The organism is Salmonella sp. SSDFZ69 (genome assembly GCF_004010755.1).
Lineage (GTDB): Bacteria > Pseudomonadota > Gammaproteobacteria > Enterobacterales > Enterobacteriaceae > Salmonella > Salmonella enterica.
The window spans coordinates 545007-559606 of record NZ_CP034831.1 but is presented as its reverse complement, the minus strand read 5'-3'; the positions used below and the strand labels follow the sequence as shown (position 1 = coordinate 559606).

Genomic DNA, 14600 nt, shown 5'->3' with positions numbered 1-14600 from the left:
TAGCGGGAGAAAACGACTCTGAATATGAAGCAAGGTTTGCAACTCAGGCTTAGCCAACAACTGGCGATGACGCCTCAGCTACAACAGGCCATCCGTCTGTTGCAGTTGTCTACGCTGGAACTTCAGCAGGAACTCCAGCAAGCGCTGGAAAATAACCCGCTGCTTGAGCAAACCGATCTTCATGACGAAATCGACACTCAGCAACCTCAGGATAATGATCCTCTCGATACCGCCGACGCGCTCGAACAAAAAGAGATGCCGGAAGAGCTGCCGCTTGACGCCAGTTGGGATGAAATTTACACCGCCGGGACGCCGTCCGGCCCCAGCGGCGATTATATCGACGATGAGCTGCCCGTCTATCAGGGCGAAACGACGCAGTCGTTGCAGGATTATCTGATGTGGCAGGTTGAGCTAACGCCCTTCTCGGATACCGATCGCGCTATTGCGACATCCATTGTCGATGCGGTAGATGATACCGGCTATCTCACCGTATCCCTGGACGAAATTCGCGAAAGCATGGGCGATGTAGAGGTGGATCTCGATGAGGTTGAAGCCGTTCTGAAGCGCATTCAGCGTTTTGATCCGGTAGGCGTCGCGGCAAAAGATCTTCGCGACTGTCTGCTGATCCAGCTTTCACAATTCGACAAATCCACGCCGTGGCTGGAAGAGGCGCGGCTCATTATCTGCGATCACCTTGATCTGCTGGCCAACCACGATTTCCGCACGTTGATGCGCGTTACCCGACTAAAAGAAGAGGTGCTGAAAGAGGCGGTAAACCTGATTCAGTCGCTCGATCCCAGACCCGGTCAATCGATCCAGACCGGCGAGCCGGAGTACGTTATCCCGGATGTGCTGGTACGCAAGCATAACGGTCGCTGGACGGTGGAGCTTAATAGCGACAGTATTCCCCGTTTACAGATTAACCAGCACTATGCCGCCATGTGCAATAGCGCGCGCAACGATGCCGACAGCCAGTTCATCCGCAGTAATTTACAGGATGCGAAATGGCTGATAAAAAGCCTTGAAAGCCGTAACGACACGCTGCTGCGCGTCAGTCGCTGCATCGTCGAGCAACAGCAAGCCTTTTTTGAACAGGGCGAAGAATATATGAAACCGATGGTACTGGCGGATATCGCCCAGGCCGTCGAGATGCACGAATCCACCATATCCCGCGTGACCACGCAGAAGTATCTGCACAGCCCGCGCGGTATTTTTGAACTCAAATATTTCTTTTCCAGCCACGTCAATACCGAAGGCGGAGGCGAAGCCTCTTCCACCGCGATTCGCGCGCTGGTGAAGAAGTTAATTGCGGCGGAAAACCCCGCGAAACCACTGAGCGACAGCAAGTTAACCTCTCTGCTGTCAGAACAAGGTATCATGGTGGCGCGCCGCACTGTTGCGAAGTACCGAGAGTCTTTATCCATTCCGCCGTCAAACCAACGCAAACAGCTGGTTTGACCCAACCGATAAGGAAGACACTATGCAGCTCAATATCACCGGACATAATGTCGAAATTACTGAAGCCCTGCGTGAATTTGTGACGACGAAATTCGCCAAACTTGAACAGTATTTTGAGCGGATTAATCAGGTATACGTGGTGTTGAAAGTGGAGAAGGTCACGCACATCTCGGATGCGACGCTACACGTTAACGGCGGCGAAATTCACGCCAGCGCGGAAGGCCAGGATATGTATGCCGCCATTGACGGCTTGATTGATAAACTGGCAAGGCAGTTAACCAGGCATAAAGATAAACTGAAACAACACTAATTGTCCGGGCAGTTAGCCAGTGCAGGACGGCCTGTTGTGTGACACAACGGGCCATTTGTACAGTTAGCGCTCCGAACCTGGCCATCAACCTGACAGGACAGGTTCTTAGGTGAAATTATGATAAATAACGATACGACTCTACAACTGAGCAGTGTACTTAACCAGGAGTGTACGCGTAGCGGCGTTCATTGTCAGAGTAAGAAACGCGCGCTGGAAATCATCAGCGAACTGGCGGCAAAACAGCTCAGTTTACCTCCTCAGGTCGTGTTTGAAGCCATTCTGACACGCGAAAAAATGGGCAGTACCGGTATTGGTAATGGTATCGCCATCCCGCACGGGAAACTGGAAGAAGATACCTTACGCGCCGTCGGCGTGTTCGTTCAGCTCGAAACGCCGATCGCGTTCGACGCCATCGATAACCAGCCGGTCGATCTCCTCTTCGCCCTGCTGGTGCCCGCCGATCAAACTAAAACGCATCTGCACACGCTGTCGCTGGTGGCGAAACGTCTGGCGGATAAAACGATCTGCCGCCGCCTGCGCGCGGCGCTGAATGATGAAGAGCTGTATCAAATCATTACTGACACCGAAGGTGAGCAGAATGAGGCATAACAACTCAATGGCATTTCTTTCTGTCGTTGTGAGGAGAAACGGTACATGGTACTGATGATCGTCAGCGGGCGTTCCGGATCAGGTAAATCTGTCGCTCTGCGCGCGCTGGAAGATATGGGATTTTACTGCGTGGATAACCTCCCCGTCGTGCTGTTGCCCGATCTGGCGCGAACGCTGGCCGATCGCCAGATTTCCGCCGCCGTCAGCATTGATGTGCGCAATATGCCTGAATCACCTGAGATTTTTGAACAGGCGATGAATAATCTGCCTGGCGCTTTCTCGCCGCAATTGCTGTTTCTTGATGCCGACCGCAATACCTTGATTCGCCGCTACAGCGACACGCGCCGTTTGCATCCGCTTTCCAGCAAAAATCTTTCTTTAGAGAGTGCGATCGATAAAGAGAGTGACTTGCTGGAGCCGTTACGCTCACGTGCGGATCTGATCGTCGACACTTCAGAAATGTCCGTCCATGAGCTGGCGGAGATGCTGCGTACCCGGCTGTTGGGCAAACGCGAGCGCGAACTGACGATGGTATTTGAGTCCTTCGGCTTTAAACATGGTATCCCGATTGATGCGGACTATGTGTTCGATGTCCGCTTTCTGCCCAACCCGCACTGGGACCCAAAACTGCGCCCCATGACCGGGCTTGATAAGCCGGTAGCCGCGTTTCTTGACCGACACACAGAAGTTCACAATTTTATCTATCAGACTCGCAGCTATCTTGAGCTATGGTTACCGATGCTGGAGACCAACAACCGCAGCTACCTTACCGTCGCTATCGGTTGTACCGGCGGGAAACACCGTTCGGTGTATATTGCAGAACAGCTGGCAGACTACTTCCGCTCGCGCGGTAAAAATGTCCAGTCTCGCCATCGCACGCTGGAAAAACGCAAAACATGACCGTAAAGCAAACTGTTGAAGTCACCAATAAGCTGGGCATGCATGCCCGGCCTGCCATGAAGCTTTTCGAACTGATGCAGGGTTTTGACGCCGAGGTGCTATTACGCAATGACGAAGGCACCGAAGCGGAAGCAAATAGCGTCATCGCTCTGTTAATGCTCGACTCCGCCAAAGGGCGTCAGATCGAAATTGAAGCCACCGGCCCGCAAGAAGTTGAAGCGCTGGCGGCGGTTATCGCGCTGTTCAATTCCGGCTTTGACGAAGACTAAACCTCCCCCTCTATACCCTATTTCCCCCAACGCCGTCCCGGTATTTGATGACAGTCCCCCCAAAACCGGGCGTGTTACGCCTGCCTGCCTCTTGTCCCGCAGCCCCGCCCTTTCGTAAGATTTGTACATTTCGTGCGCTTTACCTATGCATAAAAACATTAAGAAAACCTTAAAAAATTTCGTTTAGGTTTTGTTTAAGTTCTTTGTCCATACTAAATTTATGTGAATAAATTTTTCCAGGACTTGCCATGATCCTCTTATCGAAACAGACTCCGCTGGGCGCCGGTCGACATCGTAAATGCTATACGCATCCGGATAATGCCCGGCGTTGCATAAAAGTCATTTACAACCGTGACCACGGCGGTGATAAAGAGATTCGGCGTGAACTGAGCTACTATGCGCATCTGTCCCGCTACCTGACGGACTGGAGCGCTATCCCCCGTTATTACGGCACGGTAGAAACCGATTGCGGCACCGGCTATGTCTACGACATGATTACCGATTTCAACGGCGCGCCCTCTATTACCCTGACCGAGTTCGCCGCGCAATGTCGTTATGAAGAGGATGTCGCTGTCCTGCGGCGGCTACTGAAAAAACTGAAACGTTACCTGCTGGATAACCATATTGTGACGATGTCGCTGAAGCCGCAAAACATCCTGTGCCAGCGTATCAGCGAGTCAGAAGTGGTTCCGGTGGTTTGCGACAATCTGGGGGAAAGTACCTTTATCCCGCTGGCAACCTGGTCAACATGGTGCTGTGAACGCAAACTGGAGAGAGTGTGGCAGCGGTTTATCGCCCAGCCTGCGCTGACCGTTGCCCTGGAGAGGGACGCGCAGCCAAAAGACAAGAAACGGCTGGCGCTTACTTCTCACGAAGCTTAATGACCTGTGCTTATCAGGCCTGGACGACACAGATCGCAGGCCGGATAAGGCGTTCGCGCCGCCAATCGGCAAAATTAATTAAGCTGGTTGCGCGTCATAAAAGATTCCCCGCCCAGTTGGCGCATCTGGCGCATAATCCACGCCTGCCGGCTACGCACATAGCCGGAAGGCGCATTCGCCTTATAGCGTAACGGATTTGGCAATACCGCCGCCAGTAACGCGGCTTCGGACATATTTAAGCGGCTGGCGGGTTTATGAAAATACCGTTGTGCCGCAGCCTCCACGCCAAAAATACCATCGCCAAACTCCGCGATATTCAGATAAACCGTGAGAATGCGCTTTTTGCTCCAGACAGTTTCAATGCCCAGCGTTAGCCCGGCCTCCAGACCTTTGCGCACCCAACTGCGTCCATCCCATAAAAAGAGATTTTTCGCCGTTTGCTGCGAAAGCGTAGAGGCGCCGCGAATACGGCTCTCATTCCGCTCATTATGCGCCAGCGCTTTTTCAATCGCCGGAACATCAAAGCCCCAGTGCTCAGGGAACTTCTGGTCTTCCGCCGCAATTACCGCCAGCCCCATCCACGGCGAGATATCCGCCATACTGACCCAGTCAGAATGCGCCACATAACCGAACTCTCCGCCGAGCCAGGCGCTAATCTGCCGTTCCGCCATCACCGCCGAAAAAGGCACCGGAACCACGCTAAACAGCGCAATGCCGCCGCCCCAAAAGACGGCGAGCGCAGCAAGGATACGTAAAAGTAGACGGCGCAAAAACGTTAACGGCGCGATGCGTCGTTTGCTCATTCCGCCAGAACCAGCACGCGCGACACTAATTTATCAATGCCGCTTGCCGCCTGAGCGATATCCTGCGCCAGCATATAGGCAGGGGTGGTCACGACCTTGTTATCCTCGTCCACAACGATATCATCAACCGGGCAAGGTACGTGTTCGGCGCCCATCTCTTCAAGTACTTCAGCGGTATCAATATCCGTCCCTATTGTCAGACGTAGCGGGAAGTCAAAGATTTTCGGCAACATTGCGGGCGCGATACAGATGAATCCCAGCGGCTTGCCGGACTGGTGCATGGCCTTCGCCAGCGCGACGACATCGCTATCCACCCGGCATTCGCTCCCCTGGCTGGCGAAATTACTCAGGTTCTTCGCCGCGCCGAAACCACCAGGCACAATGAGCGCATCCAGCTCCTCTGGCTGAGCCTGGGACAGGGGACGAATATCGCCCCGCGTAATACGCGCCGCCTCAATCAGGACGTTACGCGTTTCCGCCATCGCTTCGCCGGTCAGGTGATTAATAACATCCGCTTGTGGTTTATCCGGCGCGAAGCAGATAGCCTGCGCGCCGCTGCGGGCAATGGCCAACAGCGTCAGAACGGCCTCATGAATTTCGGTGCCGTCATAGACGCCGCATCCGCTGAGCACTACGCCAATTTTTTTCATGGTGAACATCCTCCTGCAACCGACTCAAGCCCATTAATAATTTTGATTAAAATGCTACGCTTCACACATTTAAATGATTCATGTAACAAATCATTTAGGATTTGCTATCTTAACTGCGTGCGGCCTGAAAACAGGACTGCGCCTTTGACATCATCATAATAAGCACGGCGCAGCCACGATTTCCCTGGTGTTGGCGCAGTATTCGCGCACCCCGGTCAAACCGGGGTCATTTTTTTTCCGCGTTTGCCACCCAGGCTTTCAGCACCGCGACATCGTGCTGCCACTCCTGCTTCATCTCTTCAATCCATTCCGCGACATTATCTTCCCAGGCGGGAAGATCCGGCGACTGGATTTGCTGGCCAAGTTGTTGCAGATGACGCAGTCCTACCGAACCGGCGGCGCCTTTAATCTTATGCCCTTCCTCAACAACGCCTTTTTTGTCACGCGCCGTCAGATTGGACTCCAGCACGCTTAAATAGCCAGGCATCATTTTTTCAAACACCGCGAGACCGTCGGTGATCAATTTAGGCCCAACCAACTCGATGTACTGTTCCAGCATCGGGATATCCAGCAGCGCTTGCGCTTTATCGCTCTCTTCAGGCGTCACGGTACTCTCCTCTTTATCGGTGGCATCCCAGAATTTTTTAATCATCGCGGTTAAGGCCGGCACCGACAGCGGCTTACTCAGCACATCGTCCATACCAGCGTCCAGATACTCTTTTTTATCTTTCAGAACGTTAGCCGTAAGCGCTACCAGCGGCGGTAAATCTTCCCGCGTGTGGCGACGGGTCAGTTCTCTGGCGATATCCAGCCCCGTCATATCCGGTAGCTGAATATCCAGTAAGACCAGGTCATATTCGCCCGGCGCGAACATCTCCAGCGCCGCCTTGCCGGTCATCGCGACATCCACGCTGTTACCCAGTTTTTCCAGTACCGAACGCGCCACGATCACGTTCAGTTCAATATCTTCGACCAGCAGAACATGCAGCGCGGGCAGCGGCATGTCGTCTTCATCAAAGGCGTCCTCCACCTCTTCCGCCACCGCTGGCGCATGAACCGTTAGCGTAAAGGTCGATCCTTTGCCCGGCAGACTGGAAACGGTAATATCGCCGCCCATATTTTTCGCCAGCCGACGGGAGACCGCCAACCCGATACCGGTACCCGTCGCCGGTTTACCGCCATGACTGTCTTTCACCTGATAATACATGGCGAAAATTTTATCCTGCTCATCCTGCGGAATGCCGATCCCGGAATCTTCCACTTCAAAGTGCAGCATGTCGCCTTCATCATAGCGCGCCCGCACCGTCACCTGGCCCTGCTGAGTAAACTTCACCGCATTGCTGATCAAATTCCATAAAATCTGGCGCAGACGCGTTCCGTCGGTAATGACTTTGTGCGGCAGCGGCAGCGTCGGCTCAAGCACAAAACGTAGCCCTTTTTGCTGCGCCTGCAAACCGGAAAGGTTTTCCAGATCGGCCATAAAGCTGGTGAAATCAACCGGTTGGTTATCAAGCTGAACCTTACGCCGCTCCATCTTATCCATATCAATGATATCATTGAAAATATTGCCTAACGTCACGGCGGAGACATGGATTGTTTTAAGGTATTTTTCCTGTTCGACGGTGAGATCGGTATCCAGCAGGATGCGGCTTAAACCGACGATGCCGTTAAGCGGAGTGCGCAGCTCATGACTGATGGTAGAGATAAATGTGGTCTTGTCGCGGCTGGCGCGTTCCAGCGCGTCCTGATAACGCTTACGTTCGGTAATATCACGACCAAATCCCATCAGGCCATGACGTTTACCGACACGGTCGTAATAAGGCACTTTACGAATTTCAAAGCAGGCCTTTCGTCCGTCCGGATAATCCAGCCACTGTTCGTAGGTCAGGGAGACGTTATGGCGGAATACTTTTTCATCGGTTTCAATGACTTTCTCCGCCGCTTCGGGAGAGTACACATCTTCCGGCTTCAAATGCACCAGCTGTTTTTCGCTCTTGCCGGTTAGCAATTCCATTGCGCGGTTACAGCCGGAAAATTCTTTATCCTCATTACGATAAAAAACCAAATCCGGCGAGGCGTCCAGAAAGGAGCGCAGAAAAGAGGATTGCTGTTCTAGCTGGATTTGCGCTTCTTCACGCTCTTTAATTTCTACTTTTAGCTGTTCAAATGTCTCTTGCAGCTCCGCTTCCGCTTTTTCGCGATCGGCAATTTCCTGATTAAGCTGGGCAATATTGTCCTTCAACTGTACGTTAAGCTTGAGATCGCGCTCGCGCATCTCCTCCAGCTTTTGCACCAGACGCGACAGTCGCTGCCTTGACTCTTCCAGTTGTTCAACAACAACGGATAAGAAATAGACCGCCCAGGGCGTAATTAACAGGCCAAAAAAGATGGAACGAATAACGTCGATACTTTCAACCTGACCATGCAGCACCATGGTCACCGCCATCTGCACGACAATCGCCAGCACCACCAATGCCAACGCCAGGAGCATGGAAAAGCGCACCAGACCCAATTTCATCATCAGGTCGACATAGTATTGCGCCAGCATACGAATTTGCTTCATAGAGGATTCCTTCACCACAACTTCGCACATAATACCCAATTATGGGAACCGCGTTGAATATTGTGCGAAATATGCGTAGCGCCCCTCATCACGCTACGCTACAGGTGGTATCCAGGGACGGGCCAGCGCAGAGCCCTGCACGCCATGCTCATTCAGGTATTTGTCCAGCTCAACCATCCCCGTCCAGCGATTCTCGCACCACAGCGGGGCAAGCAGCGTCGGACGGCGAGCGCTGGCTGAAATTCGGTGATAAATTACCTCCGGCGGCGTATGACGAATCATCTCACCTGCCGTTAGCGTGTAGTCGTCCAGTTCGATGCCGTTCAGCCGCCCCGCTTCCCAGGCTTTGGCCATCGTACTGCCTTTCACAATATGCAGCGGATGCAGTTTAATACCATCAACGCCCGTCTCCACCACACGCTCCATGGTTTGCAGGCATTCTGCCTGCCCTTCTCCCGGCAGCCCCACAATCAGATGCGCGCACACTTTCAGCCCGCGCTCCCGGGCAATCCGGGTGGTACGCTGATAGCAGGCGAAGTCATGCCCGCGGTTAATTCGGCGCAGGGTTTTATCGTGCGCGGTTTGCAATCCCAGTTCCAGCCACACCTCGTAGCCTTGATCTTTATATTCACACAGTAAATCTACTACTGCCTGCGGGACGCAATCCGGACGCGTACCGACGCATAACCCGACGATACTGGCTTGGCTGACCGCCTGTTGATACATGGAACGCAGCACCTGCACTTCCGCAAAGGTGCTGGTGTAGGCCTGGAAATAGGCCAGATAGCGTTTAGCGCGGTTCACCAGATGCGCCTGATGTGCAAGCTGCTCGGCAATCGAATGATGCTGCTGCGCCTCATCGGCAAAAGAGGCGACATTACAGAAGGTGCAACCGCCACGCCCGATGGTGCCGTCGCGATTAGGGCAGCTAAAACCGCCATGAAGCGTCAGCTTATGAACCTTTTGCCCATACCGACGTAAAAGATCCCCACCAAACATATTGACTAATTTCTGTAACTGCATAATCTGATAGACCGCCTCTTAAAAAGAGGCCAAAGCCTGCCATTTTTAGTCTCCTTTGGCGATGACCTGGATCAATCGTCCCGGAAGGCTTTTATCCACTGCATAATCAAGCAAAATAAACGACATTTCATTCATAATCCCGCTGATGATTTTTCCTGATATTCCCCTCTTTTTTCAGCGTCTGCTGGGTCATCGATAAAAACAGTAGCATTCAATACTGCTCACGCTTAAAACAGCATAAAATGCCAAGATTTTTGAAAAAGCAAGGTCAGATAATGCCTGGCGAGCGGCTCTTATAGTGAGACAGATCACAGGCTTTCTGCCGCTCCGTATTAGCAGCCCTTCTATAAAAAACCTTTTAATTTCAACAGATTCAAAAAGTTATCTGTGCTACAGCACACTTTTGCATAAATCAGTTTGCCATTTGACCTGGGTGTGGATTCCCGATAAGTTGGGGATCCGCTGGAAGCTTTCTGGATGAGCCGTCTGCTCATCATATTTATGCAGTAATTGAGATTCCCTCTTAACCGTATTTACCAATGCGCAAAGGACACAAAGAGGGCGAATGCGAGGTAAGCGTATGATGCGCCAGCCCCGTCGCCATGCTCTTGCTGTGCCCGCGCGCCGTCGGTTGGGAGAGCGTCCCGTAGAGCCTGGGGAGGTTCACTGATATGTTGTACGATAAATCCCTTGAGAAGGATAACTGTGGTTTCGGCCTGATCGCCCACATAGAAGGCGAACCTAGCCACAAGGTAGTGCGTACCGCCATACACGCGCTGGCCCGGATGCAGCACCGTGGCGCGATCCTTGCCGACGGTAAAACCGGCGACGGTTGCGGCTTGCTGTTACAAAAACCTGACCGTTTCTTTCGCATCGTGGCCGAAGAGCGCGGCTGGCGCTTAGCCAAAAACTACGCCGTCGGGATGATCTTTTTGAATAAAGATCCTGAACTGGCCGCCGCGTCACGCCATATTGTCGAAGAAGAATTACAGCAGGAAACCCTGTCGATTGTCGGCTGGCGCGATGTGCCAACCAATGAAGGCGTGCTCGGTGAAATCGCCCTCTCCTCTCTGCCGCGTATTGAGCAGATTTTTGTCAACGCTCCGGCAGGCTGGCGTCCGCGTGATATGGAGCGCCGTCTGTTTATCGCCCGCCGACGCATTGAAAAACGCCTGCAGGACGACAAAGATTTCTACGTATGCAGCCTGTCGAACCTGGTCAACATTTATAAAGGTCTGTGTATGCCGGCGGATCTGCCGCGCTTCTACCTGGATCTTGCGGATCTGCGTCTGGAATCGGCCATCTGCCTGTTCCACCAGCGCTTTTCCACTAACACCGTGCCGCGTTGGCCGCTGGCGCAGCCGTTCCGCTACCTGGCGCATAACGGCGAGATTAACACCATCACCGGCAACCGCCAGTGGGCGCGCGCCCGTACCTATAAATTCCAGACGCCGCTGATCCCGGATTTACAGTCCGCTGCGCCGTTTGTTAACGAAACCGGTTCGGATTCCAGCTCGCTGGACAACATGCTGGAACTGCTGCTGGCAGGCGGGATGGACATCATCCGCGCCATGCGCCTGTTGGTGCCGCCCGCCTGGCAGAACAACCCCGATATGGACCAGGATCTGCGCGCCTTCTTTGACTTTAACTCCATGCATATGGAGCCGTGGGACGGTCCGGCAGGCATCGTGATGTCCGACGGGCGCTTCGCCGCCTGTAACCTTGACCGTAACGGCCTGCGCCCGGCACGCTATGTCATTACCAAAGATAAGCTGATCACCTGCGCCTCCGAAGTCGGTATCTGGGACTATCAGCCGGATGAAGTGGTCGAGAAAGGCCGCGTCGGCCCAGGCGAGCTGATGGTGATCGACACCCGCGGCGGACGTATTCTGCATTCCGCGGAAACCGATGACGATCTGAAAAGCCGCCATCCGTATAAAGCGTGGATGGAAAAGAATGTTCGCCGTCTGGTGCCGTTTGAAGAGTTGCCAGATGAAGAAGTCGGTAGCCGCGAACTGGACGATGACCTGCTCGCCAGCTATCAAAAACAGTTTAACTACAGCGCCGAAGAGCTGGACTCGGTTATCCGCGTGTTGGGCGAAAACGGCCAGGAAGCCGTCGGTTCAATGGGCGACGACACCCCCTTTGCCGTGCTCTCCAGCCAGCCGCGTATTATTTACGACTACTTCCGCCAGCAGTTCGCGCAGGTCACTAACCCGCCTATCGACCCGCTGCGTGAAGCGCACGTCATGTCGCTCGCCACCAGCATCGGTCGCGAAATGAACGTCTTCTGCGAAGCGGAAGGTCAGGCCCATCGCCTGAGTTTTAAATCGCCAATTCTGCTGTACTCCGATTTCAAACAGCTCACCACCATGAGCGAGCATCACTACCGCGCCGACTGGCTTGATATTACCTTTGATGTCACCGAAACCACACTGGACGCGACGGTTAAGGCGCTGTGCGATAAAGCGGAACAGATGGTGCGTAACGGCACCGTGCTGCTGGTCCTCTCGGATCGCAATATCGGTAAGAATCGCCTGCCGGTCCCCGCGCCGATGGCGGTGGGCGCGGTGCAGACTCGTCTGGTCGATCAAAGCCTGCGCTGCGACGCCAACATCATCGTAGAAACCGGAAGCGCCCGCGATCCGCATCACTTTGCGGTACTGCTCGGCTTTGGCGCAACGGCCATCTATCCGTACCTGGCCTACGAAACGCTGGGGCGTCTGATTGATACCCAGGCCATCGCCAAAAACTACCGTACCGTGATGCAGAACTACCGTAACGGCATCAACAAGGGGCTGTACAAGATTATGTCCAAAATGGGCATTTCGACCATTGCCTCTTACCGCTGCTCCAAACTGTTTGAAGCGGTCGGACTGCACGATGATGTGGTAAACCTGTGCTTCCAGGGCGTGGTCAGCCGTATCGGCGGCGCAAGCTTTGATGACTTCCAGCAGGATCTGCTGAATCTCTCCAAACGCGCCTGGCTGGCGCGCAAACCCATTAGCCCGGGCGGCCTGCTGAAGTACGTCCACGGCGGCGAATATCACGCCTATAACCCGGATGTCGTGCGTACCCTGCAACAGGCGGTACAGAGCGGCGAGTACAGCGATTATCAGGAATACGCCAAACTGGTCAATGAGCGTCCGGCGGCAACGCTGCGCGATCTGCTGGCGATACATCCAGACGGCGAGGCGGTGACTATCGACGAGGTTGAGCCCGCCAGTGAGATGTTTAAACGCTTTGATACCGCAGCCATGTCTATCGGCGCATTAAGTCCGGAAGCGCACGAAGCGCTGGCGGAAGCGATGAACAGCCTCGGCGGCAACTCCAACTCCGGCGAAGGCGGCGAAGACCCGGCGCGCTACGGCACCAATAAAGTGTCGCGTATCAAACAGGTGGCCTCCGGTCGCTTTGGCGTGACGCCGGCCTACCTGGTCAATGCCGATGTGATTCAGATTAAAGTCGCGCAGGGCGCGAAACCGGGCGAAGGCGGTCAGTTGCCGGGGGATAAAGTCACTCCGTATATCGCTAAACTGCGCTATTCAGTGCCGGGCGTGACGCTGATCTCCCCGCCGCCGCACCACGATATCTACTCTATCGAGGACTTAGCGCAGCTCATTTTCGACCTCAAACAGGTCAACCCGAAGGCGATGATCTCCGTGAAGCTGGTGTCCGAACCGGGCGTCGGCACCATCGCGACCGGCGTGGCGAAAGCCTATGCGGATCTGATTACTATCGCCGGTTACGACGGCGGTACCGGTGCCAGCCCGCTCTCTTCGGTGAAATATGCGGGCTGTCCGTGGGAACTCGGACTTGTTGAAACCCAGCAGGCGCTGGTCGCCAACGGTCTGCGTCACAAGATTCGTCTGCAGGTGGACGGCGGTCTGAAAACCGGCGTCGATATCATTAAAGCGGCAATTCTCGGTGCGGAAAGTTTCGGCTTCGGCACCGGCCCGATGGTGGCGCTGGGCTGTAAATACCTGCGCATCTGCCATCTGAACAACTGTGCAACCGGCGTAGCGACGCAGGATGAAAAACTGCGTAAGAACCACTATCACGGCCTGCCGTTCAAAGTAACCAACTACTTTGAATTTATCGCCAGCGAAGTGCGCGAGCTGATGGCTTCGCTTGGCGTGACCCGCCTGGTGGATTTGATTGGCCGCACCGACCTGCTGAAAGAGCTGGAGGGCTTCACCGCTAAACAGCAGAAGCTGGCGCTGTCTCGTCTACTGGAAACCGCTGAACCTCATCCGGGTAAAGCGCTGTACTGCACCGAGAATAACCCGCCGTTTGATAACGGCGTGCTGAATGCGCAACTGTTGCAGCAGGCGAAACCGTTTGTCGATGCGCGCCAGAGCAAAACCTTCTGGTTCGACATCCGCAACACCGATCGTTCCGTCGGCGCGTCGCTTTCCGGCTACATCGCACAGACCCACGGCGATCAGGGGCTGGCTTCCGATCCGATTAAAGCACACTTCAGCGGTACCGCAGGCCAGAGCTTTGGCGTGTGGAACGCGGGCGGCGTAGAGTTATATCTGACTGGCGATGCCAACGACTATGTCGGTAAAGGTATGGCAGGCGGTTTGATCGCCATCAGACCGCCGGTAGGTTCCGCCTTCCTCAGTCATAAAGCCAGCATTATCGGCAACACCTGCCTGTATGGAGCCACCGGTGGCCGTCTGTACGCGGCGGGCCGCGCGGGCGAACGTTTCGGCGTGCGTAACTCCGGGGCGATTACCGTAGTAGAGGGCATCGGCGACAACGGCTGTGAATACATGACCGGCGGCATCGTCTGCGTGTTGGGTAAAACCGGCGTTAACTTCGGCGCGGGGATGACCGGCGGCTTCGCCTATGTGTTGGACGAAGATGGCGAATTCCGTAAACGCGTGAACCCGGAACTGGTAGAAGTACTGGACGTTGATTCGCTGGCTATCCACGAAGAGCATCTGCGCGGTCTGATCACCGAGCACGTGCAGCATACTGGTTCGCAACGCGGCGAAGAGATCCTGTCCAGGTGGTCAAGCTTCTCAACCCAATTCGCGTTAGTTAAGCCCAAGTCCAGCGATGTCAAAGCCCTGTTGGGCCACCGTAGTCGTAGTGCGGCAGAATTGCGCGTGCAGGCGCAGTAAGG

At 54.4% G+C, this 14600-nt stretch carries 11 protein-coding genes; 7 read left to right on the top strand and 4 right to left on the bottom strand.

The window, feature by feature from the left end:
- The first annotated feature begins 24 nt into the window (after window positions 1-24).
- The 6 genes from rpoN to yrbL all read left to right on the top strand — a co-directional run bounded on the left by rpoN (window position 25) and on the right by yrbL (window position 4427).
- A complete protein-coding gene (gene rpoN, locus EOS98_RS02685) occupies window positions 25-1458 on the top strand; it encodes an RNA polymerase factor sigma-54 (RefSeq protein ID WP_000809020.1) in 1434 nt (477 codons plus the stop codon).
- A 22-nt stretch (window positions 1459-1480) separates the two neighbouring features.
- Window positions 1481-1768 carry a ribosome hibernation promoting factor gene (hpf, locus tag EOS98_RS02680; RefSeq protein ID WP_001176589.1) on the top strand — a complete coding sequence of 96 codons (288 nt, stop codon included), beginning with the start codon at window positions 1481-1483 and terminating at the stop codon, window positions 1766-1768.
- Between the two features lie 117 nt (window positions 1769-1885).
- Window positions 1886-2377 (top strand): PTS IIA-like nitrogen regulatory protein PtsN, encoded by a 492-nt coding sequence (gene ptsN, locus EOS98_RS02675; protein WP_000609332.1) that lies wholly within the window; start codon window positions 1886-1888, stop codon window positions 2375-2377.
- A gap of 45 nt (window positions 2378-2422) precedes the next feature.
- Window positions 2423-3277, top strand: a complete 855-nt coding sequence (rapZ, locus tag EOS98_RS02670; protein ID WP_000243749.1) for an RNase adapter RapZ — start codon at window positions 2423-2425, stop codon at window positions 3275-3277.
- Entirely contained in the window at window positions 3274-3546 is a 273-nt protein-coding gene (gene npr / locus EOS98_RS02665; protein WP_000216797.1) for a PTS phosphocarrier protein NPr, read from the top strand. Before rapZ ends, npr begins: the two co-directional genes overlap by 4 nt.
- A 248-nt stretch (window positions 3547-3794) precedes the next feature.
- Window positions 3795-4427, top strand: a complete 633-nt coding sequence (yrbL, locus tag EOS98_RS02655; protein ID WP_000602198.1) for a PhoP regulatory network protein YrbL — start codon at window positions 3795-3797, stop codon at window positions 4425-4427.
- Window positions 4428-4501: 74 nt separating this feature from the next.
- On the opposite strand, the gene mtgA is transcribed toward yrbL, so the two are convergent.
- From mtgA to EOS98_RS02635, 4 genes are all read right to left on the bottom strand, one after another.
- Window positions 4502-5230: a monofunctional biosynthetic peptidoglycan transglycosylase gene (mtgA, locus tag EOS98_RS02650; protein WP_000044651.1), complete on the bottom strand. Its 729-nt coding sequence runs from the start codon at window positions 5228-5230 to the stop codon at window positions 4502-4504.
- On the bottom strand, window positions 5227-5880 hold the full coding sequence (elbB, locus tag EOS98_RS02645) for an isoprenoid biosynthesis glyoxalase ElbB (RefSeq protein WP_000719821.1): 654 nt from the start codon (window positions 5878-5880) through the stop codon (window positions 5227-5229). Before elbB ends, mtgA begins: the two co-directional genes overlap by 4 nt.
- Before the next feature lie 226 nt (window positions 5881-6106).
- A complete protein-coding gene (gene arcB, locus EOS98_RS02640) occupies window positions 6107-8443 on the bottom strand; it encodes an aerobic respiration two-component sensor histidine kinase ArcB (protein WP_000809826.1) in 2337 nt (778 codons plus the stop codon).
- Between the two features lie 93 nt (window positions 8444-8536).
- Entirely contained in the window at window positions 8537-9466 is a 930-nt protein-coding gene (locus EOS98_RS02635; protein WP_001176887.1) for a TIGR01212 family radical SAM protein, read from the bottom strand.
- Between the two features lie 671 nt (window positions 9467-10137).
- On the opposite strand from EOS98_RS02635, the gene gltB reads away from it, so the two are divergent.
- Window positions 10138-14598: a glutamate synthase large subunit gene (gene gltB, locus EOS98_RS02630; RefSeq protein WP_126523808.1), complete on the top strand. Its 4461-nt coding sequence runs from the start codon at window positions 10138-10140 to the stop codon at window positions 14596-14598.
- The last annotated feature ends 2 nt before the right edge of the window (window positions 14599-14600 follow it).